Origin of the sequence: Sphingomonas carotinifaciens, from assembly GCF_009789535.1 — a bacterium.
Classification (GTDB): domain Bacteria; phylum Pseudomonadota; class Alphaproteobacteria; order Sphingomonadales; family Sphingomonadaceae; genus Sphingomonas; species Sphingomonas carotinifaciens.
In genome coordinates this window covers 3,190,690-3,211,640 of record NZ_WSUT01000005.1, presented here as the reverse complement: position 1 = coordinate 3,211,640, position 20,951 = coordinate 3,190,690, and the positions used below count along the sequence as shown (strand labels likewise).

Here is a 20,951-nt window from a genome sequence, read left to right as displayed (position 1 = left end):
GGGCGTGACGGGGCGGCAACCCACGAGGGGGAGGGGCGTGATGGCGGGGTGCTGGAGCTGGTTGCGCCGCTGTCCATCCCTTATGCCTTTGCACGCAAGTTCGGGACGTGCCTGGCGGCGCAGGAGCCGCTGGCGGTTGCCTTGCGGGAAGGCAGCGATCCCAAGGCGTTGATCGAGTTGCGGCGGCATCTGGGGCGGCCGTTCGCGGTGTCGGTGGTCGAGCCGGCGGCGTTCGACCGGCTGTTGTCCGATGCCTATGCGATGGACGGACAGGCGACCGCGATGGCGGCGGCGGGGATGGGCGACGAGCTGGACCTGCTGGCCGAAGGATTGCCGACCGCCGAGGACCTTCTGGACACCGCGGACGATGCGCCCGCGATCCGGCTGATCAACGGCATATTGGCCGATGCGGCGCGCAACGGCGTGTCGGACATCCATATCGAGCCGTACGAGACGGGTCTGGTCGTGCGGATGCGGATCGATGGCGTGCTGCGCGAGACGCTGCGCATGCCGCCGCATGTCGCGCCGGTGGTGGTCAGCCGCATCAAGGTGATGGCGCGGCTGGACATTGCCGAGCGGCGCGTGCCGCAGGACGGGCGCATGGGCCTGACGCTGGGCGGCAAGCTGCTCGACGTGCGTGTCTCGACCCTGCCCAGCCGGGCGGGCGAACGGGTGGTGCTGCGTATCCTGGACAAGGAGAATGCGGGCATCGACCTGGATGCGCTGGGGATGAGCCCGGCGATGTACGCGCTGCTGCGCGAGGCGCTGGCCGAACCGAACGGCATCCTGCTGGTCACGGGTCCCACGGGTTCGGGCAAGACGACCTCGCTTTACGCCTCCCTGCGCCTGTTGAACGATGGCAGCCGCAACATCCTGACGGTCGAGGACCCGGTTGAATATGCGGTGGACGGCGTCGGCCAGACGCAGGTCAACGCCAAGGTCGGGCTGACCTTCGCGGCGGGCCTGCGCGCCATCCTGCGTCAGGACCCCGACGTGGTGATGGTCGGCGAAATCCGCGACCGCGAAACCGCCGAGATCGCGGTGCAGGCATCGCTGACCGGGCATCTGGTGCTGTCCACCGTCCACACCAACGATGCGGTGGGCGCGATCACCCGGATGCGCGACATGAAGGTGGAGCCGTTCCTGCTCGCCTCCACGCTGCGCGCCGTGATCGCGCAGCGGCTGGTGCGGCGGCTGTGCCCCGTCTGCCGCCACGGCGTGCCGGCCAGCGAGACGGTGGCGCCGATGCTGGGCATTGCCGGCGACACGATCGTCCATGTCGCGCGCGGGTGCGAGCAGTGCAACGGCACCGGCTACAAGGGCCGGATCGGCGTGTACGAGGCGGTCAGGGTGGACGAAACCGTCCGCCGCCTGATCAACGAGGGTGGCGACGAGCAGGCGATCGCCGCGCACGCCTTCCAGAAGGCGCCGACGCTGGCCTCCTCCGCGCGCGACCTGGTGCTGGCCGGGCAGACCACGGCGGAAGAGGCGATCCGCGTGACGCGGCGCGATGCGACCGATGGCTGATTTCGACTATGTCGCGATCGACACCAAGGGCGCGGAACGGCGGGGGCATGTCGCCGCCGCCGATGCCGACGCAGCGCGCGCGGCGCTGGACCGGCAGCGCCTGTATGTCGTGTCGCTCAAGCCGGGCAGCGCGCCGGTGGCGGGCGCCCGGCCGCTGTTCGGGCTGCAACTGGGCCGCCCGCGCATGTCGGGCAAGCAACTGACGCTGTTCACCCGGCAGCTGGCGACGCTGAACCGCGTGTCGCCGCTGGAGGAAAGCCTGCGCACGATCACGCGCCAGACCGAGACCGACAAGGTGCGCGGCGTGGTGTCGGCGGTGCATGCCGGCGTGGTCGAGGGGCGGCGGCTGGCCGATGCGATGGCGCGCGAGCCCAAGAGCTTTCCGCCCTTGTACCGCGCGATGGTGGCGGCGGGCGAAAGCTCGGGCACGCTGCCGACGATTTTGGAGCGGCTGGCGGCACTGCTGGAGCGGCAGGCGGAGATTCGCGGCAAGCTGATCACCGCGCTTGCCTATCCCACCATCCTCGCGCTGGTGGCGCTGGGCGTCGTCACCGCGCTGATGATGTTCGTCGTGCCGCAGGTGGTGGAACAGTTCGACACGGTGGGGCAGGAACTGCCCTTCCTGACGCGGATGGTGATCGGCGTATCGGACCTGCTGGTCGGGTGGTGGTGGCTGATGCTGCTGTTCGTCGTGCTGGCGGGACTTGGCGGATGGCAGGCGTTGAAGGTGCCCTCCATCCGGCTGTCCTTCGATAGCTGGCTGCTGCGCGTGCCGCTCCTCGGGCGGTTGCTGCGCGACCTGCATGCGGCGCGGATGGCGCGGACGCTGGGCACGATGGTGGCGAGCCGGTTGCCGCTGCTCGAAGGGCTGACGCTGACCGCCGGCACGATCCATAACCGGCGGTTGCGCGTCGCCTCCGACGATATCGTCGAGGCGATCCGCGGCGGCGGCAGCCTGTCCGCCGCGATGCGGCGCGCCAGCGTGTTTCCGCCGCTGCTGACCTATCTGGCGGCGTCGGGCGAAGCGGCGGGGCGGCTGGACGAGATGCTGGAGCGTGCCGCCGACTATCTGGAACGCGAGTTCGACCGCTTCACCGCGACCGCGCTGTCGCTGCTGGAGCCGGCGATCATCGTCGTGATGGGCGGCATCGTGGCCACCATCGTGCTATCCATCCTGCTGCCGATCCTGCAACTGAACACGCTGGCAGGACAATGAGGTGACCATGCGTATCGAGATGAACAAGGCGCTTCGCCTAGCTAAAGCGCGCCGCCGTCGTAATGAGGATGGCTTCACGCTGGTGGAGCTGATGGTGGTGATCGTCATCATCGGCCTGCTGGCGACGATCGTCGCGCTGAACGTGCTGCCCTCCGGCGACACCGCGCGGATCGAAAAGGCCAAGGCCGATATCGCGCAGATCGAGGGCGGGCTGGAACTCTACAAATTGCAGAACCTGACCTATCCGACGACGAGCCAGGGCTTGCAGGCGCTGGTGACGATGCCCGCCGGGCTTTCCGATCCTTCGCGTTATCAGCGGGGTGGCTATCTGAAGAAGCTGCCCGACGATCCGTGGGGCCGGCCGTATCTCTACGCCTCGCCCGGCCAGCATGGCGAGGCGGATATCTGGACCTACGGCGCCGACGGCAAGGAAGGCGGCGAGGGGATCAATGCCGATATCGGCAACTGGCAGTAAGACGGCCGGGCGCCGCCGCGAGGCGGGGTTCACGCTGGTCGAACTGATGGTCGTGGTGACGATCATCGGGTTGGCGTCGGCCGCCGTGGTGTGGGCGATGCCCGACCGGCGCGGACGGCTGGTGGACGAGGCGACGCGCTTTGCGGTGCGGGTGCGTGCGGCGCAGGACAGCGCGGTGGTGAACGCCGCGCCGGTCAGCCTGTGGGTGACGCGCGGCGGCTATGGCTTCGACCGGCGGGTGTCGGGCGGCTGGGTACCGGTGGCGGACAAGCCGCTGCGCGTCGAGCGCTGGGCGGAGGGCACGCGGCCCGAGATCGCGGACACCAGTGGGCGGCTGCGCGTGACGTTCGACGTGACCGGGCTGGCGGATCGCCCCGCCGACCTGAAGCTGGCGCGTGACCGGGTGGAGACGGTGGTGCGGATCGGCGCGGACGGCAGCGTGCGCGTCGATGGGTAACAGTCGCGGCTTTACCCTGATCGAGATCATGGTCGCACTGGCGGTGTTCAGCCTGGCGGCGATGGCGCTGGTGCGGCTGGAGGGCGCGACGATCCGCGGCGCGGGCACGCTGAGCGAGACGATGGTGGCGCAGATGGTAGCGCGCAACGTCGCGATCGAGGCGGTGACCGAGCCGGAGGCGCCGACGCTGGGGCGCAGCGACGGGGCCGAGCCCAATGGCGGGCAGGCGTGCCGCTGGACACGGGTGGTGAGCCCGACCGGCGACCAGCGCGTGGTGCGCATCGACGTGTCGGTGTTCGGCCGCGGCGGCAACACGCTGGGGCAGGTGACGATGATCCGGCCGGCGACGCTGCCGCCGCCGGTGCTGGTCGCGCCGAACCCCGATCCAGGTGGCGGCAGCGACCGGAACCGGCCGAACCGGTCACCGGGCCTGCGATGACGGTCTCGCCCCTCCCGCGGCGCGAGGCCGGCTTTACGCTGGTCGAGGTGATGGTCGCGCTGCTGATCTTTGCGATGCTGGCGTCGGCGGCGGTGGCGATCCTGGCGCTGAGCGTGCGGACGCAGGCGAGCGTCGGCGGACGGCTGGACGATGTGTCCGCGCTTAACCGGACCTTGTCGATCCTGTCGGCCGATCTGGGGCAGGCGGTGGCGCGGCCGGCGCGGGACGAGGCGGGCGTGCTGCGCCCGGCACTGGTCGGCGAGGCGGCGGGGATGACGCTGGTGCGCGGGGGGTGGACCAATCTGGATGCCGCGCCGCGGGCGTCACTCCAGAAGGTGACGTACCGGGTGGCGGGCGATGCGCTGGAGCGGGTGGCGTATCCGATGCTGGACGGGGCGCAGCCGCTGCCGCCGACCGTCCTGTTGCCGCGGGTGCGCGCGCTGCATCTGCGCTACCGTTTCCAGGGGGCGTGGCTGGATCAGTGGCAGGGGGTGCAGGGGGCGGCGTTGCCGCAGGCGGCCGAGGTGACGATCGAGCGGACGGACGGCACCCTTTACCGGCAGATGTTCCTGGTGGGGACGGGTTATGCGCCCGCAAGGCAGGTGGCCGGTGCGTGAGGGCGAGCGCGGGGCGGCGCTGCTGACCGTGCTGATCCTGGTGGCGGTGATCGCGGTCTTGGCCGCGACGGCGCTGGAGAAGCTGCGCCTGTCGACACGGCTGGGCGGCAATGCGCTGGCGGTGGAGCAGGCGCGCGCGTTCGCGCAAGCGGGCGAGGCGCTGGCGCTGGTGCGGATCGGCGGGCTGTTGCAGCGCAGCCCGGACCGGGTGTCGCTGCTGGGCGACTGGAGCGACCGGCCGTTTGGCCTGCCGCTGCCCGGCGGCGGCAGCGCGGTGGCGCGGGTGACGGACGGGGGCAACTGCTTCAACCTGAACAGCCTGGTGCGCAGCCTGCCCGATGCGCCGGGCGTCTATGCCAGCGATCCGCAGCGCCAGGCCGAGTTCATGCGGCTGATGGGCTATGTCGGGGTGCCGGCACAGGTGGCCGCACAGGTGGCGGCGGGGGCATCGGACTGGATCGACACCGACCAGGACCAGCAATCCGGCGGCGGCGAGGACCCGCTCTATCTGTCGCGCGAAACGCCGTACCGGACGCCCGGCACGCTGATGGCGGACGTGAGCGAGCTGCGCGCGGTGAACGGGGTGACGGCGGAGGTGTACGAGACGCTGCGCCCCTGGCTGTGCACGCTGCCGACGAACGAGCCGAGCGCGATCAACGTCAACACGCTGCTGCCCGAACAGGCGCCGATCCTCGCGATGCTGTTCCAGGCGGGGGCGAACCCGGAGACGATCCGGCAGCAATTGCTGCGCCGGCCACCGCAAGGCTTTGCCGAGGCGAGCGCGGCGTGGCAGGGCGTGGGTGGTGAGCCGACGAGCCAACCGGGGGTGAAGACGCAGTGGTTCGCCCTGCGCATCGACGTGACGCTGGGGACGACGCAGATCGAGGAACGCGGGCTGGTCGATGCCCGCACGCTTCCCGTCCGCCTGACCCATCGGCAATGGGGGGAAGATCTATGAGCGCGACCAATCTTGTGTTTCTGCCGCCGCCGGGGGGCGCGCTGCGCTGGATGCGGCTGGAGGATGGCCGCGTCGCGGGAGAGGGCGACGGGCCGCCGCCGGGCGATGCGCCGGCGATCGCGGTGGCGCCGGCGGAGGCGGTGACGCTGCACTGGGCGGAGCTGCCCGCCCGGTCGAGCGCCCAGGCGGCGGCGGCGGCGCGGATCATGGCGGCGGAGGCGAGCGCCGCGCCGATGAGCGAGCTGCACGTCGCGGTGGGCGGGGAAGAGGCAGAGGACGGCGGTCGCGCGATCGGTGTGGTCAATGCCGGCGCGATGGCCGGATGGCTGTCGATGCTGGCGGAGGCCGGGATCGATCCGGTCGCGCTGGTGCCGGCGCCGCTGCTGCTGCCGCGCCCCGACAGCGGCTATGCGCTCGGGTCCGTGGGCTGGCAGGCGGTGGTGCGCGGGCGCCATGCGGGCTTTGCCGACGATGCGGCGCTGACTCCGCTGGTGACTGGCGGCGCGCTGCCCGAGCCGGTGCCCGAGCCCGAGCTGGTCGCGGCGATGGCGGCGGCGGTGGCGGCGGTGCCGCTGGACCTGCGGCAAGGGGTGTTCGCACGACGGCGGCGGCGCGCGATCGACTGGCGGTTGATCCGGCGGCTGGCGCTGATGGGGCTGGCGATACTGGCGCTGACGCTGGCGATCGATCTGGTGCGGATCGCGCGCTACAGCTTTGCCGCCGATGCCGCCGAGGCGCGCGCGGATGCGCTGGCCCGCACCGTGCTGCCGCGGGGCGAGACGGTGACTGATGCCGACCGGCAGCTGGCGGAGCGGCTGGCAGGTGTGCGCGGCCCTGGTCTTGGCTTCAGCCGCAGCGCGGCGGCGGTGTTCGCGGTGGTGCGCGCGGTGCCGGGTACCGAGATCACCGCGCTGGACTTCCAGCCATCGGGCGACATGCGGCTGGGCATCGCGGTTGAGCGCGAGGCGCTGGCCACCGACCTGAAGCGGGCGATCGAGGCGGCCGGGTTTGACGTGCAGGCCGGCACCTTCACCGCGGCCGGCGGGCGGATCACGGGAGAATTCACGGTGAGGGTGCGATGAGCGCGTTGAAGACGTGGTTCGACGGGCGGTCGCTGCGCGAGAAGCGGCTGCTGCTGGTGATGGCCGCGCTGATGGTGGTGACGATCCTGTGGGCCGGGATCGTGCGGCCGGTGGACGACGGGCTGGCGAGTGCGCGCGAGCGGCACAGCGCCGCGGTAGTGCGGCTGGGCGAGACGCAGGCCCGGGTCGAGGCGCTGACCGCCATCCGCCGGCCGCCGCCGCTGACCGGGTCGCTGGCCGACACAGTGCGCGCCGCCGCCGACGAGGCGGGCTTCGCGCTGCAATCGCTGAACGAGGACGGGCCCGGCCGGGTGCGTGCCCAGATCCAGTCGGCGCGGGCGGCGGCGCTGATCCCCTGGCTGAACCGGCTGGAGCGCGGCGGCATATTGGTGGAGCAGGCGACGTTGACCGACAATGGCGACCGCACGGTGGGCGTGACGCTGGTCCTGCGGAGCCGCGCGGCATGAGGCGCATTCGGTTGACGACGCGGCCGTCGGTCCTGTTCGGCGCGATGCTGTTCCTGGCGCTGATCGTGCTGTTGCCGATGCGCATCGTGCTGGGTGCGGCGGCGGCGGGCGAGGAAGGGCTGTCGGCGCGGCGTGTGTCGGGCAGCATCTGGGACGCACGGCTGCGCGAGGCGCGGTTCGGCGACGTGGTGCTGGGCGATGTGAAGGCGCGGCTGTCGCCCTTCGCGCTGCTGATCGGGCGGGCGCGGCTGGTCTTTTCCGGGCCGGGGGGGCTTGCGCCACCACTGGAGGGGGCCGCCGAGATCGGCCGGCATCTGGTGGCGCTGGACGATGTGACGGCGCGCCTGCCGGTGGCGGGGGTGTTCAATCCGCTGCCGGTGGCGAGCCTGGACCTGGAGGGCGTGAGCGTGCGCTTTCGCGACGAGACCTGCGAATCGGCGGACGGGCGCGTGCGGGCGGTGATGGCGACGGAGGACGGCGTGTTGCCGCTGCCGCCGACGCTGTCCGGCATGGCGCGGTGCGACGCAGGCGCGCTGCTCTTGCCGCTGACGGGCACGTCGGGAACCGAGGGGGTGACGCTGCGCATCCGGCCGGACGGGCGCTATACCGCGGACCTGACGCTGGCGGCGGGGGATGCGGCGACGATCGAGCGATTGGGGCGGCTGGGTTTCGCGCCCGGGCCGGGCGGGTACCGACTTTCGGTGCAGGGAAGATTCTGAGCGGCACTCCATACCCCGGACCGCGCGGACCTAAAGGCGACCCGTTCCTGTCGAGACAGCGCCGCAGGTGGCGACATGTCTCTCGATACACCGTCTCGGTACGCGGCTTTGCCGCTACTCGACGGTTACTCGAGACGAACGGGGGTGGGTGGATAGAGCCTTGACGCGCGGGTAACCCCCCGCTAGGGGCGCAATCCTTCAGTGGCGATCGTAGCTCAGTTGGTTAGAGCATCGGTTTGTGGTACCGAGGGTCGCGGGTTCAAGTCCCGTCGGTCGCCCCATTTTTCCCACAGCATCGGAAAAGACATGGCGGACTGGGGCTTCCCTGATTTCGACGGGCACGAGGGCGTTCATCTGTTCAGCGATCCCGCATCGGGGTTGCAGGCGGTGATCGCGGTCCATTCGACGCATCTGGGCCCCGCCGCGGGCGGCGCACGCTTCTGGCACTATGCCACGCCCGATCGCGCGATCACCGATGCGCTGCGCCTGTCGCGCGGCATGAGCTACAAGAACGCGATGGCCGGGCTGACGCTGGGCGGCGGCAAGGGCGTGGTGCTGGCGGCGAATCCCGGCGACACGATCACCACCGCGCAACTGGAAGCCTTTGGCCGCGCGGTCGAATCGCTCGGCGGCCGCTATGTCACCGCCGAGGATGTCGGCATGTCCGAGGAGCGGATGAAGGTGATCGCCGGCCAGACCCGCTATGTGTCGGGCCTGCCGGTCGCATCGGGCGCCGCGGGCGGCGATCCGGGACCCTATACAGCGCACGGCGTGTATCTGGGCGTAAAGGCCGCCGCCAAGCGCGGCCTTGGCACCGACGACGTGAAGGGCGTGCGCGTCGCGATCCAGGGCGTCGGCTCGGTCGGGGGCGGGCTGGCCCGGCTGCTGGCCAGGGACGGCGCGATCCTGACGCTGGCCGATGTCAACGAGGGCCGGGCGCAGGCGCTGGCGGGTGAGCTGGGCGCGGGCGTCGTGGCGGCCGAGCAGATCCTGTTCGAGGACGCCGACATCGTCAGCCCCAATGCGCTGGGTGCCGTGCTGCACGAGGGATCGATCCCGCAGTTGAAGGCGAAGATCGTCGCGGGCGGCGCGAACAACCAGCTGGCGACGCGCGCCGACGGGCGCCGCGTGCACGAGGCGGGCATCCTGTACGCACCCGATTACGTCATCAATGCCGGCGGCATCATCAATGTCGGGCTGGAATATCTGGGCCAGGGCGACGAGGCCGAGGTGATGGCGCGTATCGCGAAGATCCCGGAGCGGCTGGAGCAGGTGTGGAGCGAGAGCGCCGCCAACGGCCATCCGGCGTCGGATGTGGCCGACGAGATCGCGCAGCGGTTGATCGGGCGGTAGGATCGCCTTCCCTCTCCCCTCCGGGGAGAGGGCGGGGCCCGCCGCGGAGCGGTGGGAGGGTGAGGGGCAGACCCGGGCGCAGCATTGCTTGGCAACCCCTCACCCTCCCCACGGCTTAAGCCGCGGGTCCCCTCCCTCTCCCCGGATGGGAGAGGGCCTTATACACGCTGCACCGCATACCCGTCCGGCATGTCCAAACCCCCGTGACGGCGCGGTCAAAGGGCCCTAAGACGGGCGGATCGTGCCGAGCCTTCATGCCCTTGCCAATCCTGCCCGGTTTCTGAAGATCGCCCGTCCGCTGACGGGGGTGTTCTTCTGGCTGGGCGTGCTGCTGATCGCGGTGGGGGTGTGGGCAGGGCTGACGCAGACGCCGCCCGATTACCTGCAGGGTGAGACGGTGCGCATCATGTATATTCATGTGCCGGCCGCCTGGCTGGGCATGGGCGGGTGGAGCAGCCTGGCGATCGCCAGCATCGCCTATCTGGTGTGGCGCCATCCGCTGGCGCAGGTAGCGGCACGCGCGATCGCGGTGCCGGGCGCCGCCTTTGCCGCGATCTGCCTCGTCACCGGGGCGATCTGGGGGCGGCCGACCTGGGGGACGTGGTGGCAATGGGACGGGCGGCTGACCTCGATGCTGCTGCTGTTCTTCGTTTATCTCGGCTATATCGCGCTGGCGCGGGCCGATGCGGAACAGGGCGGCGACGGCCGCATCCCGGCGCTTTACGGCGTGGCGGGCAGCGTGCTGCTGCCGATCATCCGCTATTCGGTGGTGTGGTGGAACACGTTGCACCAGGGCCCCTCGATCGGGCTGACCAAGTCGACGATCGACGGCACGATCCTGTGGCCGCTGCCGATCACCATGGCCGGTTTCACCTTTCTGTTCGGCGGCATCGTGCTCATGCGGATGCGGATGATGCTGGCGCGCACCAAGGCCGAGGCGCGGGCGCGGCGGATGGCGGCGGCATGAACCATTGGAGCTTCGTGTCGGCGGCCTATGCGGTGGCGCTGGGCGGCAGCGGCGTGCTGGCGCTGGTCAGCTGGCTGGCGATGAAGCGCGCCGAGAAATGACCGCAAAGCATCAACGTCTCGGGCTGGCGCTGCTGGCGGTGGCGGCGATCGTCGCGGCCGCGTTGCTGGCGCTGTCCGCGCTGAAGGATCAGGCGGCGTTCTTCTATGCCCCGTCCGATGTCGCCAAACAGGGCCTGCCGCTGGGGCGTGCGGTGCGGCTGGGGGGCATGGTGGCGGCGGGATCGGTGCAGCGCGCCGCCGACGGGGTGACGGTGCATTTCGCCGTGACCGACGGCGTCGCCACCACGCCCGTCGTCTATGCGGGCATCGTACCCGACCTGTTTCGCGAGCGATCGGGGGTGGTGGCGGAAGGCCAGTTCCGGCCCGATGGCGGCTTTGTCGCGACCAACCTCCTGGCCAAGCATGATGAAAAATACATGCCGCCGGAAATGGCGGGCAAGATGCACGAAACGAAGACCCTGAAGCCGTGATCGCAGAGGCCGGGCTTGCCGCCTTGTGGTTCGCCGCGGCGCTGGCGGGATTGCAGATCCTGCTGGCGGTGCTGGGCGTGCGGCGCGGTGACGCCATTGGCGATCAGGCGCGCGACGGCATCCGCGCGGTCGCGATCGTGCAGGGTGCGCTGGCGTTGCTGGCGATGGCGCTGCTGATCGCGCTGTTCCTGCGATCGGACATGTCGGTGCGGCTGGTGGCGGAGAACAGCCATTCGGCCAAGCCGTGGCTGTACAAATTCGCCGGTGCCTGGGGCAATCACGAAGGATCGATGCTGCTCTGGGTGACGATCCTGGGCGTGGCGGGGGCCGCCGTCGCCCGGTTCGAGCGCGTGCTGGACGGGCGAACGCTGGTGGCGACGCTGGGCGCGCAGGCCGGCATCGCGCTCGGCTTCTATGCCTTTTTGCTGTTCTCCTCCAATCCGTTCGACCGGATACCCGCGGCGATCGACGGCATGGGGCTGAACCCGCTGTTGCAGGACCCCGGCCTCGCCTTTCACCCGCCGACGCTGTACGCGGGCTATGTCGGGTTGTCGGTGGCGTTTTCCTTTGCGGTGGGGGCGCTGGTCACGCGCGACGTGGGGCCGGCGTTCGCGCGGGCGATGCGCCCCTGGGTACTGGGCGCCTGGGTGTTCCTGACGTTGGGGATCACCGCGGGATCCTATTGGGCCTATTACGAACTGGGCTGGGGCGGCTGGTGGTTCTGGGACCCGGTGGAGAATGCCTCGCTGATGCCGTGGCTGGCGGCGACCGCGCTGCTCCATTCGGTGAACGTGCTGGCGGCGCGCGACGGCCTCCGGGCATGGACGGTGATGCTGGCGGTGGTCGCCTTCTCGATGTCGATGCTCGGCACGTTCCTGGTGCGCTCGGGCATCCTGACCAGCGTCCATGCCTTTGCCGTCGATCCCAAGCGGGGCGCGTTCATCCTCGCGCTGCTCGCCCTCTATATCGGCGGGGCGCTGGCGCTGTTCGCAGGCCGCATCGGCACGGTGAAGGCGGGAACGGTGTTCGCGCCGGTCAGCCGCGAGGGCGGGCTGGTGGTCAACAACCTGTTGCTGTCGGTGATCCTGGGCGTGGTGCTGATCGGGACGCTGTACCCGATCGTGGCGGCCGCGTTCGGGGTGCAACTGTCGGTGGGGCCGCCCTTTTTCAACAAGGCGGCCGGGCCGATCGCCTTGGCGATGGTGGTGGTGATGGCGGTGGGGCCGCTGCTGCGCTGGCGGCGGGACGACGGCCGCGCGCTGCCGCGGCGGATGGCGGTGCCGGCGGGGGTCGCTGCGGCGGTGCTGGTCGCGCTGCTGGTGCTGGCGCCGATCGGGGTGCTGCCGCTGCTCGGGCTGGCGCTGGCCGCCGGGCTGGCGGTGGCGAGCGTCATGCCGCTGGGCGGGCGCAACCTGCGCCGGACGCCGCTGCCGATCTGGGGCATGGTGGTCGCGCATCTGGGGCTGGCGGTGAGCCTGGCGGGCATGGCGTGCGACAGCGCATTCACCGCCGAGCGGCTGGCGGCGGTGCGCCCCGGCGAGACGGTGACGGTGGGCCCGTGGCGCGTGACGCTGGACGGGATCGCGCCGGTCGTGGGCGAGAACTGGTCCGCCCTGCAGGCGCGGCTGACCGCGCGCACCGGGAATAGCGTGCGGGTGCTGCGCCCGCAGTCGCGCTTCTTCGCGACGCCGCCGACGGTGACCAGCGAAAGCGCGATCCTGACGCGGTGGAACGGGCAGCTTTATACCGTGCTGGGCCAGCCCGATGGATCGGGGCGCTGGCAGGTGCGACTGTGGTGGAAGCCGTTCGTGACGCTGATCTGGGCCGGCGGCGGGATGATCGCGCTGGGTGGGTTGCTGGCGCTGGTCGGGCGGTGGTGGCGGACGCGGCGGCAGCGGAGGGCGTGGAACTGATGCGGCGGTGGTTGCTCTGGGTGCCGTTCGGGGCGTTCGCGCTGCTGTTCGCGGTGGTGGCGAGCGGGCTGTTCCGCCCCGCCGACCGCACGGTGCGCTCGACCCTGGTCGACAAGCCCTTGCCGGCGTTCAAGCTGGGCGCGGTGGTGCCGAACAAGCCGGGGCTGGCGAGCGGCGATTTCGGGCATGGGCAGGCGCGGCTGCTGAATGTCTTCGCGAGCTGGTGCGTACCGTGCATGGCGGAGGCGCCGCAGCTGATGCGGCTGAAGGCGATGGGCGTGCCGATCGACGCGATCGCGATCCGCGACACCGGGCCGGCGGTGCAGGGCTTCCTCAAGCGCTTCGGCGATCCCTATGCGCGGATCGGCAACGACCGGGTGAGCAGGGTGCAGTTGTCGCTCGGGTCTTCGGGCGTGCCCGAGACGTTTCTGATCGATGGGCGCGGGCGAATCGTGCGGCAATATGTCGGCGATATCCAGCCGGATCAGGTGGCGGGGATCGCGGCCGCGGTGAAGGCGGCGCAGTGATGCGGTGGCTGTTACCTTTCGCACTGATGCTGACCGCGCCGGTGGCAGCGCAGGTCGCGGCCCCGGCGGAATATGCCGATACGCAATTGCCCGATCCGGCTCGCGAGATGGCGGCACGCGGATTGATGGAAACGCTGCGCTGTCTGGTATGTCAGGGGCAGTCGATCGCGGACAGCGACGCGCCGATGGCGGGCGACATGCGCGCGCTGGTCCGCCAGCGTATCGCGGCGGGCGAGGAGCCGGCGGCGGTGCGCGACTGGCTGGTCGAGCGGTACGGGGCATATGTGACCTATGACCCGCCGCTGGGGGCGGCGACCTGGCCGTTATGGCTGGCGCCGCTGCTGCTGCTGGGCGTGGGGGCATGGCTGGCGCGGGGCAGTTTCCGGCGGAAGGAGCGCTAATGGGCTGGGCGATGCTGCTGCTGGTCGGGCTGGGCGCGATGGCGCTGGTCGTGGCGTTGCGGCTGGCGCGGCCGTTATGGCCGATGATGGGCGCCGCGCTGATGCTGGGTGCGGCGGGTTATGCGGTGCAGGGGCATCCCGGCGTGGCCGGCGCGCCGGTGTCGCCGCGCGCGGAGGGGCTGGCCGAGGATGACGGGCTGCTGGACATTCGCAGCCGGATGTTCGGGCGGTTCGGACCGGATGCAGCAATCTTTACCGCGGCGGATGCGATGAACCGCTATGGCCGCGACCGCGGCGCGGTGCAGGTGATGCTGGGGTCGATCGGCGGCAATCCCCGCAGCGTGCCGTTCTGGACGCATCTTGGCACGACGCTGGCGCGACATGACGGGAACCAGATGTCGCCGGCGGCACGCTTCGCCTTTGCGCAGGCGCGGCGCCTGGGGCCGCGCGACCCGGCACCGTTGTTCTTCGAGGGGCAGGCGCTGATCCGGGCAGGCGATTTCGCCGCCGCCCGGCCGCTATGGGCGCGCGCGCTGGCCCTGTCCGATCCGCAGGCCGGATATGCACCGGAGGTGGCCAAGCGGTTGATGGTGCTCGACCGGTTGCTGGCGGCGCAGGGCGGGGGGTAGGTGTTTCGGGAGCGGTGTTACGCGATAGGGGTTGGGTGACTTCGTGGAATCATCGTTTCCGCGCAAGAGTGTCCGAAAAGCGGTCGAATTCCGAGAATGCCCGGATTGGGGTAGAAAGCCGATGTCCTGGTTTACGACGAACATCCGCAAATGCTCGTTTGGTTATTCTGGATAGCACCGATCCAGCCATGATCCTGCTACTCTGACACGCTACGCCGCGAGAACGAGCCGCGCGCAATAATGCAGATCGGGCAGGCGTGTCATAATCGTGGGACCGGGCAGGCCGGGTATACGGGGGAAAGGCCGCTCCCTCCGCTTTGATCTACCCTCTCGCATATCTCTAGCGAAAATAGGCCGTAGGCGGTTCGGCTTAGCCTACTTTTTGCGGCGGGTAGATGGTCGCTTCTCCCCTTCCCAATGCAGGTCCGGCCGAACGAACCAGCTAGAGTCCTGATGGTCAAAATGCTTTAGCTCTATGGGCCTAAGGCCTAATGCCTCCCCCAGCATTTTGGGTGACATGATGCGCGTGGTCAGGCCCTTGATAACCGGCCTTTCCCGTTGGGCATTGATAATCCGCAACAGTGATGCTTCCATTGTGAGGAAGCAGTACAAGCCATTCACCTCAGCCGTTCTGATATGCCATGCGTCTTGCGAGTTCTTCTGCCCCATAACTCTGACTAGCTCCAAATACAGCTTGTCAGTGGAACGAGATAGAACGGTCTTTATGTCGTCAGGCGCAGGAACGTTATGGCTAAACGCGGTCATTAGTATCCCGTCTGATGGATCGCCATCGATACTCGGTAGCTCACCTCGACCAAACAGATTGAAGTCAAACCAGCCAACGTCCGCAAAGCGCGCTCTAGGATGGCCTTCACGTTCAAGCAGAAGATGATGAGAGGTCCATAGCTTCGCCCGGCCGATCTTTGCTAGTTGAGCAATGGCAGCGAGATAGCAGATATTCTCATATTCCTCAGAGTTAGAACCCTGTCGATACACAGGAACTTTTGCCGCATAGCCTGTCCCTCTAACCGTAGAGCCAAACCTCTTTTCGCCGGTAGATATCCACCCTGTTTCGTGCGTTACCGTGTGGTGATGTACGTTGCTATCAATCAATATGCCGATAGGATCAGGAGGTAGGGCTTTCTCCGCTACCAAGGTGCTGTTGCGTATTGCGCGCTTACTAGCCCAATTCCGGTACGAAGCCGCCAATTGTTTGATGCGACTATCAAGCACCGAAGCGGCGAGCCTCCTCGTCATACATAGATTGGGAAGTTTTGCGGGCTTCCTCATCATGGCCATCTTCTAGAAGAGGCAATATCTGCCGTAGCAGACTGATACCTGATCCAAGGGTAAGAGGTCCGCCATGATTTTCTGGAAGGGGGTATGGCGGAACGATCCCGAATAGCTTCTCGGCAGTTAGAATAGATGCCTTAAGCGCAGGAACGTTCCTGTTTGAAAAGCGACCCTTAGCAAATACCTGTTCTGTCTCGGCGTCATGTAACGCCTTAGCTATCTTGTTCAACGCAAGCTTGCGTTCGGTCATTCTCTTTTCGGCAGCGGACTTCACTATGTCACTGACGATGCTTCCAGAGGGCTTGCTCTCAACCGTATCCGGCTTGGCGAGCTTCTCCTTTAGGGTCGCTATCTCGTCGGTTTTGAATGAAAGCCGAGCCTCAAAGCTGCTTATCCGTCCATCGTAATACCAGCGGCAGATTTGCCATATGGCCACAGAGAGGATGGCCAATGAGATCACGAACGGAACGGGAGCGGCCACTACCACGGCGAGTTGCGAACCGACTGATTTGATAGTGCCTTCGAAGTCCATCCGCTCACTATGGCGCAGCCTTGGGCAGCTTGCCACGCCCTTAGCAGACTGTTACATAAGGCATTACCAACAGTGACAGCGGCCTATGGAAAATCCGTTGTTTCTCAATGCCTTAGGAGGGTGGCGGTAAAATCCTCTTCTGGGCACTGGCGGTACGTCGACTAATGGACGAGCGTGCTTGGGAACTTGAAATGACGCCTTGAGGGAGCGAGGCGCACCCCGCTCCCCCGGATGCGACAAAGGGTCGGATTTACTGCCCGCGACCGGTCTTGGCCTGCAGTTCGTCGATACGCTTCGACGCATCCGCCTTGGTCAGCGTGTCGTCGAAGGGTTCGCCCGCTTCCTCGGACAGCGTCTTGAGGTAGCTGGCCTGGGCGCCGGTCATCGCCTCGTCGCCGGTGGTCCAGTCGTCGGGGTCCTTCTCGGCGTTGGAGAAGGGTTCGCTCTTGGGATTGTCGGTCATCGCGATCGGTATCCTTTCGCGATGACCAACCAACATGTTCCTTGTCCGTTCCCTTATGCCGTCCATGCCTGGTACGGCAGGTCCAGATCGTCGGCGACCGCCTTGTAGGTGATCTTGCCGTTCATCACGTTCAGGCCGTTGGCGAGGTGCGGGTCGGCGCGCATCGCCGCCTCGGCGCCCAGATTGGCGAGCTTGAGCGCGAAGGGCAGGGTCGCGTTGTTGAGCGCGAAGGTCGAGGTGCGGGCGACCGCGCCGGGCATGTTGGCGACGCAGTAATGCGTCACGCCGTCCACCTCGAATACCGGGTCCTCATGCGTGGTCGCGTGGCTGGTCTCGAAGCAGCCGCCCTGGTCGATCGCGATGTCGACCAGCACCGATCCGCGCTTCATCGTCTTGAGCATGTCGCGGGTGACCAGCTTGGGCGCGGCGGCCCCGGGCACCAGCACCGCGCCGATGACGAGGTGCGCTTGTCGAACCGCCGCGGCGATCGCCGCCTTGCTGGCATAGGCGGTCTTGATCTGGCTGGAGAAGAACATGTCCAGCTCGGCCAGGCGATCGTTGCTGATGTCGTAGATGGTGACGTCGGCGCGCATGCCGACCGCCATCTGCGCGGCGTTGACGCCCGAGACACCGCCGCCCAGGATCGCGACCTTGGCGGGGGCAACGCCGGGCACGCCGCCGAGCAGCACGCCGCGTCCGCCCTGGAACTTCTCCAGATAATGGGCGCCGACCTGTACCGACATGCGGCCGGCAACCTCCGACATCGGCTTCAGCAGCGGCAGGCCGCCGCGCGGGGCGGTGACGGTTTCATAGGCGATGCAGGTGGCGCCCGACTTCATCAACCCTTCCGCCTGCGGCTTGTCGGCGGCGAGGTGGAGATAGGTGAAGAGCAGGTGATCGGGGCGCAGCATCGCGATCTCGCCCGCCTGCGGCTCCTTGACCTTCACGATCATGTCGGCGCCCGCGAAAACCTCGGCCGCGGTGGGCAGGATGGTGGCACCGGCGGCGACGTAATCGGCATCCTCGAAGTCGATGCCGCGTCCGGCGCCGGTTTCGACCACGACGCTGTGGCCGGCGGCGGTCAGCTCCGCCACGGACGGCGGGGTGAGGCCGACACGATATTCGTGGTTCTTGATTTCCTTGGGAACGCCGACGCGCATGACTTGTCTCTCCTGTAACGTGTTGCGCATTGCTGTACCGGCAACAGGATCGGAGAGGCTCGCAAACTCCTCCCGCCTTGCTATGTTCGCTGCATGATATGTGCGTTCAAGACGGGTAACGCAGGATCGTTATGAGCGATGCGATCGAGCGAAAGATTCTGGCACTGTTGACGCAGAATGCCGATCTGACCAGTGCGCAGATCGGGGAGCGGGTGGGACTGTCGCCCAGTGCGGCGCATCGGCGGGTGGCGGCCTTGCGCGAGGCGGGGGTGATCGCGGGGTACCGGGCGGTGCTGAGCCATGCGGCGCGGGGCAGTCCGACGATCGTGCTGGTCAACGTGACGCTGCGCGACCAGCGGCAGGATACGATGGCGGCGTTCGAGCGGGAGATCGCCGACCGGCCGGAGATCGTGCAATGCTTCCTGATGAGCGGGGAGGCGGACTATATGCTGCACGTCGAGGTGCGGCGCGACGACAGTTTCGAGCGCATCCACCGCGAAACGCTGGCGCAATTGCCCGGCGTCACGCGGCTGGCGTCGCATTTCGTCATTCGCGAGGTGGTGCGGCGGGGGTGAGCCGGTCGGCGACCGCGGCGGCGGTCATCGGCATGCCGAACAGGAATCCTTGCGCCGAGGGGCAGTGCTGGGCGCGCAGATAGTCGGCCTGGGCCTGCGTCTCCACCCCCTCGGCGACAACTTCCATGCCGAGGCGGCGGCCGAGCCCGACGATCGCATCGACAATGGCGGCGTCGCCGGAGCCGGCACAGAGATTGCCGACGAAGCTGCGGTCGATCTTGATGACGTCGACGGGAAAGTCCTTGAGATGGGTGAGCGAGGCGTAGCCGGTGCCGAAATCGTCCAGCGCGATGCGTATGCCGCCGGCATGGAACGCCTCCAGCATCGTGCCCACCGCTTCCGCGCCGCGGCCGAGGAACACGGTCTCCGTCACCTCCAGCTCCAGCCGCTCGGGCGGGATGCCGGCATGGTGGAGCCGGTCCATGATCCGCTGCACCAGATTGTCGTGACGGAACTCGGCGGGCGACAGGTTCACCGCGATGCGACCGGGATCGAGGCCGGCGGCGAGCCATTGGCGGATGTCGGCGATGACGCCGTCCAGCATCCGCTCGCCCAGCGCGGGGGCAAGGTCGAAATCCTCGAACGCGGCGGCGATCGTCTCGGGCGCCTGGATGCCGTGATGGCCGTGATGCCAGCGGAGCAGCGCCTCGAACCCGGTGATCCGGCCGTCGTGCAGCGACACCTTGGGCTGGTAGAAGGGCAGGATGCGCGCGTCGCGCACCGCGGCGCGGGCGATGCCGAGCATGGAGGCGCGGCGTTGGAGATGCGCGCGCATCTCCGGCCGGAACAGCGACAGCGTGCCGCGGTGCCGCGCCTTGCCCGCATAGAGCGCGATGTCCGCCGCCTTCAGCAGGTCGGCGGTGTCGCCGCCGTCGCGCGGGTATAGCGAGGCGCCGGCGGTCGCCTGGCAATCGAGGATGTGGTTGTCATGGGCGAAGGGTTCGTGGAGCGCGCGCAGGGCGGCACGCACGGTGTCGCCCACCGTATCCACGTCCTGATCGGGGGCGAGGGGGATGAAGGCGGCGAACTCGTCGCCACCCAGGCGGCCAAGGACCGCATCGTCGCCCAACGCCCGGGCGAGGCGGGCGGCAAAGGTGGAGAGCAGCCGGTCGCCCGCATCATGGCCGATGGTGTCGTTCGTCTCCTTCAGGTGATCGACGTCGAACAGCGCGAGTGCAAGGCGACGACCGCTGGCGCGGGCCCGTTCGATCGCGGCGTCGAGATGCATGGTGAAATGCGCGCGGTTGGGCAGGCCGGTCAGCGCGTCGTGGTTGGCGGTCCAGCGGATGCGGTCCTCCGCCGTCCGCTCCTCGGTCACGTCGCGCACGGTGACGAGGACACGCGCCAGCGTGCCGGATGGAGCCTGGATGCGCCAGCCATCGGTGCGCATCCAGCGTTCCTCGCCGGTGTCGGCGCGGCGGATGCGCAGCGTCACGTCGAAGCGATAGGCGCTGTCGCCGGCGCGAACCGCCTCCACCAGGGCGGACAGCAGGTGGCGATCCTCCGGCACGACGAGCGCGAGTGCGGTGGCCACCTCGGGCGCGGCATCGGGGGATAGGCCGAGCATCGCCTTGAACTCGGGCGACCATTCGCGGCGGTCGCGAACCGCGTCATAGTCCCAGATGCCGAGCCCGGCCGCCTGGGCGGCGAGGCGGAAGCGTTCCTCGCTGGCGCGTAGTGCCTCCTGCGCCAGGGTGCGGTCGTCGATATCCTCCAGCGTGCCGTACCAGCGCACCACGCGCCCCAGATCGTCCAGCCGCGCGGCGGCGCGTGAGCGGAACCAGCGATAGCCCGCCGGGGTGCGCAACCGGTATTCGACATCGACCGGCTGTGCACTGGCGATGGCGGCATGCCAGGCGGCAACGGCGCGACCGACGTCATCGGGGTGTACCGCGTCCAGCCAGCCATGGCCCAATGCGTCGCCCGGCTCACTGGCGGTGACGTCGCACCAGCGGGGGCTGGCCGCCTGAATGGCGCCGTCGGGGCCGGCGGTCCAGCCGATCTGGGGATTGAGTTCGACGGTGTGGCGGTAATGCGCCTCGCTTTCGCGCAACTCCTGTTCGGCGATGCGCTGCGCGGTGATGTCCTGCGCGACGGTGATGGTGGAGGCGACATGGCCGTCCGCATCGCACAGGAAGGAGACATGGACGGCGCACCACACGACGCTGCCATCGGGGCGGCGATAGCGTTTTTCGATGCGGAAGGGTTCGGCGCGTTCGCGTTGCGCGCGGTAGAGCGCGCTGCTACGCGCGACATCGTCGGGATGGGTGAAGGCCTCCATCGACACGCCGTCCAACGCATCGGCGGAGCGCCCGATCAGGTCGCAGAAACAGCCATTGACGGCCAGGACGCGCAGATCGACGTCGCGGTGCAGAATGCCGATGCGCGCACGGCTGAGCACCTCCGACAGCGGTGGCCCGGCCGAGGCGTCCCACGGACCGCCCAGTTCGTGCAGCAGCGGGCTGCGCCGATCGGGACCCAGCGCGGCAGGGGGCAGCCCGGTGACCTTGCCGAAACCTCCGCGATCCAACCGTCCCAACCCCAAGCCCCCCAAATCATCTGCCGGTGATGTCGACCGCGCGACAACGATCAGGCGAGAGTATAGGTATTCAGGTCAGAGGTTTAACAATGGGTGACAGACCCGTTTCG

Annotated in this window: 23 protein-coding genes and 1 tRNA gene; 19 read left to right on the top strand and 5 right to left on the bottom strand. The window is 68.6% G+C overall.

Annotation, left to right across the window (positions count from 1 at the left end):
- Positions 1 to 48 precede the first annotated feature (48 nt).
- From GQR91_RS16970 to GQR91_RS16885, 18 genes are all read left to right on the top strand, one after another.
- A complete protein-coding gene (locus tag GQR91_RS16970) occupies positions 49 to 1,527 on the top strand; it encodes an ATPase, T2SS/T4P/T4SS family (protein WP_112381097.1) in 1,479 nt (492 codons plus the stop codon).
- Entirely contained in the window at positions 1,520 to 2,743 is a 1,224-nt protein-coding gene (gspF, locus tag GQR91_RS16965) for a type II secretion system inner membrane protein GspF (RefSeq protein ID WP_149680896.1), read from the top strand. Before GQR91_RS16970 ends, gspF begins: the two co-directional genes overlap by 8 nt.
- Before the next feature lie 7 nt (positions 2,744 to 2,750).
- Positions 2,751 to 3,218, top strand: coding sequence for a type II secretion system major pseudopilin GspG (gspG, locus tag GQR91_RS16960; RefSeq protein WP_149680895.1), 468 nt, complete (start codon positions 2,751 to 2,753; stop codon positions 3,216 to 3,218).
- Entirely contained in the window at positions 3,193 to 3,675 is a 483-nt protein-coding gene (locus GQR91_RS16955; RefSeq protein WP_149680894.1) for a GspH/FimT family pseudopilin, read from the top strand. The genes gspG and GQR91_RS16955 overlap by 26 nt, the downstream gene beginning before the upstream one ends.
- Positions 3,668 to 4,114 (top strand): type II secretion system minor pseudopilin GspI, encoded by a 447-nt coding sequence (gene gspI / locus GQR91_RS16950; RefSeq protein WP_149680893.1) that lies wholly within the window; start codon positions 3,668 to 3,670, stop codon positions 4,112 to 4,114. Before GQR91_RS16955 ends, gspI begins: the two co-directional genes overlap by 8 nt.
- The gene (gene gspJ, locus GQR91_RS16945; protein WP_149680892.1) at positions 4,111 to 4,731 is read left to right on the top strand and encodes a type II secretion system minor pseudopilin GspJ; all 621 of its coding nucleotides are present in this window, start codon (positions 4,111 to 4,113) and stop codon (positions 4,729 to 4,731) included. Before gspI ends, gspJ begins: the two co-directional genes overlap by 4 nt.
- Positions 4,700 to 5,689 carry a type II secretion system minor pseudopilin GspK gene (gene gspK / locus GQR91_RS16940; RefSeq protein ID WP_149680891.1) on the top strand — a complete coding sequence of 330 codons (990 nt, stop codon included), beginning with the start codon at positions 4,700 to 4,702 and terminating at the stop codon, positions 5,687 to 5,689. Before gspJ ends, gspK begins: the two co-directional genes overlap by 32 nt.
- Complete coding sequence (gene gspL / locus GQR91_RS16935) at positions 5,686 to 6,771, top strand: type II secretion system protein GspL (protein WP_149680890.1); 1,086 nt, start codon at positions 5,686 to 5,688, stop codon at positions 6,769 to 6,771. The genes gspK and gspL overlap by 4 nt, the downstream gene beginning before the upstream one ends.
- Positions 6,768 to 7,238 (top strand): type II secretion system protein GspM, encoded by a 471-nt coding sequence (gene gspM, locus GQR91_RS16930; protein WP_149680889.1) that lies wholly within the window; start codon positions 6,768 to 6,770, stop codon positions 7,236 to 7,238. Before gspL ends, gspM begins: the two co-directional genes overlap by 4 nt.
- Positions 7,235 to 7,957, top strand: coding sequence for a type II secretion system protein N (locus GQR91_RS16925; protein ID WP_149680888.1), 723 nt, complete (start codon positions 7,235 to 7,237; stop codon positions 7,955 to 7,957). The genes gspM and GQR91_RS16925 overlap by 4 nt, the downstream gene beginning before the upstream one ends.
- Positions 7,958 to 8,161: 204 nt before the next feature.
- Positions 8,162 to 8,238 (top strand) — tRNA-His (locus GQR91_RS16920).
- 25 nt (positions 8,239 to 8,263) lie between these two features.
- Complete coding sequence (locus GQR91_RS16915) at positions 8,264 to 9,310, top strand: Glu/Leu/Phe/Val family dehydrogenase (RefSeq protein ID WP_149680887.1); 1,047 nt, start codon at positions 8,264 to 8,266, stop codon at positions 9,308 to 9,310.
- A 241-nt stretch (positions 9,311 to 9,551) separates the two neighbouring features.
- Entirely contained in the window at positions 9,552 to 10,277 is a 726-nt protein-coding gene (gene ccmC, locus GQR91_RS16910; protein ID WP_149680886.1) for a heme ABC transporter permease CcmC, read from the top strand.
- A 97-nt stretch (positions 10,278 to 10,374) separates the two neighbouring features.
- Positions 10,375 to 10,809: a cytochrome c maturation protein CcmE gene (gene ccmE / locus GQR91_RS16905; RefSeq protein ID WP_149680885.1), complete on the top strand. Its 435-nt coding sequence runs from the start codon at positions 10,375 to 10,377 to the stop codon at positions 10,807 to 10,809.
- Complete coding sequence (locus GQR91_RS16900) at positions 10,806 to 12,722, top strand: heme lyase CcmF/NrfE family subunit (protein WP_149680884.1); 1,917 nt, start codon at positions 10,806 to 10,808, stop codon at positions 12,720 to 12,722. Before ccmE ends, GQR91_RS16900 begins: the two co-directional genes overlap by 4 nt.
- Entirely contained in the window at positions 12,722 to 13,249 is a 528-nt protein-coding gene (locus GQR91_RS16895) for a redoxin family protein (RefSeq protein ID WP_149680883.1), read from the top strand. Before GQR91_RS16900 ends, GQR91_RS16895 begins: the two co-directional genes overlap by 1 nt.
- Positions 13,249 to 13,650: a cytochrome c-type biogenesis protein gene (locus GQR91_RS16890; protein WP_149680882.1), complete on the top strand. Its 402-nt coding sequence runs from the start codon at positions 13,249 to 13,251 to the stop codon at positions 13,648 to 13,650. The genes GQR91_RS16895 and GQR91_RS16890 overlap by 1 nt, the downstream gene beginning before the upstream one ends.
- A complete protein-coding gene (locus GQR91_RS16885; protein ID WP_149680881.1) occupies positions 13,650 to 14,279 on the top strand; it encodes a hypothetical protein in 630 nt (209 codons plus the stop codon). The genes GQR91_RS16890 and GQR91_RS16885 overlap by 1 nt, the downstream gene beginning before the upstream one ends.
- Before the next feature lie 375 nt (positions 14,280 to 14,654).
- Here GQR91_RS16885 and GQR91_RS16880 read toward each other — a convergent pair whose 3' ends face one another.
- From GQR91_RS16880 to ald, 4 genes are all read right to left on the bottom strand, one after another.
- Positions 14,655 to 15,572, bottom strand: a complete 918-nt coding sequence (locus GQR91_RS16880) for a hypothetical protein (protein ID WP_149680880.1) — start codon at positions 15,570 to 15,572, stop codon at positions 14,655 to 14,657.
- Entirely contained in the window at positions 15,505 to 16,104 is a 600-nt protein-coding gene (locus GQR91_RS16875; protein ID WP_149680879.1) for a hypothetical protein, read from the bottom strand. The genes GQR91_RS16880 and GQR91_RS16875 overlap by 68 nt, the downstream gene beginning before the upstream one ends.
- A 250-nt stretch (positions 16,105 to 16,354) precedes the next feature.
- Positions 16,355 to 16,567: a DUF3072 domain-containing protein gene (locus tag GQR91_RS16870; protein WP_174236572.1), complete on the bottom strand. Its 213-nt coding sequence runs from the start codon at positions 16,565 to 16,567 to the stop codon at positions 16,355 to 16,357.
- Between the two features lie 53 nt (positions 16,568 to 16,620).
- Positions 16,621 to 17,727, bottom strand: a complete 1,107-nt coding sequence (gene ald, locus GQR91_RS16865) for an alanine dehydrogenase (RefSeq protein WP_112381723.1) — start codon at positions 17,725 to 17,727, stop codon at positions 16,621 to 16,623.
- 131 nt (positions 17,728 to 17,858) lie between these two features.
- Here ald and GQR91_RS16860 point away from each other — a divergent pair, with 131 nt between their 5' ends.
- Positions 17,859 to 18,302: an Lrp/AsnC family transcriptional regulator gene (locus tag GQR91_RS16860; protein ID WP_149680878.1), complete on the top strand. Its 444-nt coding sequence runs from the start codon at positions 17,859 to 17,861 to the stop codon at positions 18,300 to 18,302.
- Here GQR91_RS16860 and GQR91_RS16855 read toward each other — a convergent pair.
- Positions 18,274 to 20,832, bottom strand: coding sequence for a sensor domain-containing protein (locus GQR91_RS16855; RefSeq protein WP_149680877.1), 2,559 nt, complete (start codon positions 20,830 to 20,832; stop codon positions 18,274 to 18,276). The two genes, GQR91_RS16860 and GQR91_RS16855, sit on opposite strands and share 29 nt — an antisense overlap.
- Positions 20,833 to 20,951 lie beyond the last annotated feature (119 nt).

Excerpts from the sequence above, each read along its gene's own strand:
- GQR91_RS16875 (WP_149680879.1), bottom strand. The coding sequence starts at position 16,104 with ATGGACTTCGAAGGCACTATCAAATCAGTCGGTTCGCAACTCGCCGTG.
- gspJ (WP_149680892.1), top strand. The coding sequence starts at position 4,111 with ATGACGGTCTCGCCCCTCCCGCGGCGCGAGGCCGGCTTTACGCTGGTC.
- gspF (WP_149680896.1), top strand. The coding sequence starts at position 1,520 with ATGGCTGATTTCGACTATGTCGCGATCGACACCAAGGGCGCGGAACGG.
- GQR91_RS16895 (WP_149680883.1), top strand. The coding sequence starts at position 12,722 with ATGCGGCGGTGGTTGCTCTGGGTGCCGTTCGGGGCGTTCGCGCTGCTG.
- gspL (WP_149680890.1), top strand. The coding sequence starts at position 5,686 with ATGAGCGCGACCAATCTTGTGTTTCTGCCGCCGCCGGGGGGCGCGCTG.
- gspI (WP_149680893.1), top strand. The coding sequence starts at position 3,668 with ATGGGTAACAGTCGCGGCTTTACCCTGATCGAGATCATGGTCGCACTG.
- gspK (WP_149680891.1), top strand. The coding sequence starts at position 4,700 with ATGCGCCCGCAAGGCAGGTGGCCGGTGCGTGAGGGCGAGCGCGGGGCG.
- GQR91_RS16890 (WP_149680882.1), top strand. The coding sequence starts at position 13,249 with ATGCGGTGGCTGTTACCTTTCGCACTGATGCTGACCGCGCCGGTGGCA.
- gspG (WP_149680895.1), top strand. The coding sequence starts at position 2,751 with ATGCGTATCGAGATGAACAAGGCGCTTCGCCTAGCTAAAGCGCGCCGC.
- GQR91_RS16870 (WP_174236572.1), bottom strand. The coding sequence starts at position 16,567 with ATGACCGACAATCCCAAGAGCGAACCCTTCTCCAACGCCGAGAAGGAC.
- GQR91_RS16885 (WP_149680881.1), top strand. The coding sequence starts at position 13,650 with ATGGGCTGGGCGATGCTGCTGCTGGTCGGGCTGGGCGCGATGGCGCTG.
- gspM (WP_149680889.1), top strand. The coding sequence starts at position 6,768 with ATGAGCGCGTTGAAGACGTGGTTCGACGGGCGGTCGCTGCGCGAGAAG.
- GQR91_RS16955 (WP_149680894.1), top strand. The coding sequence starts at position 3,193 with ATGCCGATATCGGCAACTGGCAGTAAGACGGCCGGGCGCCGCCGCGAG.
- ald (WP_112381723.1), bottom strand. The coding sequence starts at position 17,727 with ATGCGCGTCGGCGTTCCCAAGGAAATCAAGAACCACGAATATCGTGTC.
- GQR91_RS16880 (WP_149680880.1), bottom strand. The coding sequence starts at position 15,572 with ATGATGAGGAAGCCCGCAAAACTTCCCAATCTATGTATGACGAGGAGG.
- GQR91_RS16925 (WP_149680888.1), top strand. The coding sequence starts at position 7,235 with ATGAGGCGCATTCGGTTGACGACGCGGCCGTCGGTCCTGTTCGGCGCG.
- ccmE (WP_149680885.1), top strand. The coding sequence starts at position 10,375 with ATGACCGCAAAGCATCAACGTCTCGGGCTGGCGCTGCTGGCGGTGGCG.
- GQR91_RS16860 (WP_149680878.1), top strand. The coding sequence starts at position 17,859 with ATGAGCGATGCGATCGAGCGAAAGATTCTGGCACTGTTGACGCAGAAT.
- GQR91_RS16915 (WP_149680887.1), top strand. The coding sequence starts at position 8,264 with ATGGCGGACTGGGGCTTCCCTGATTTCGACGGGCACGAGGGCGTTCAT.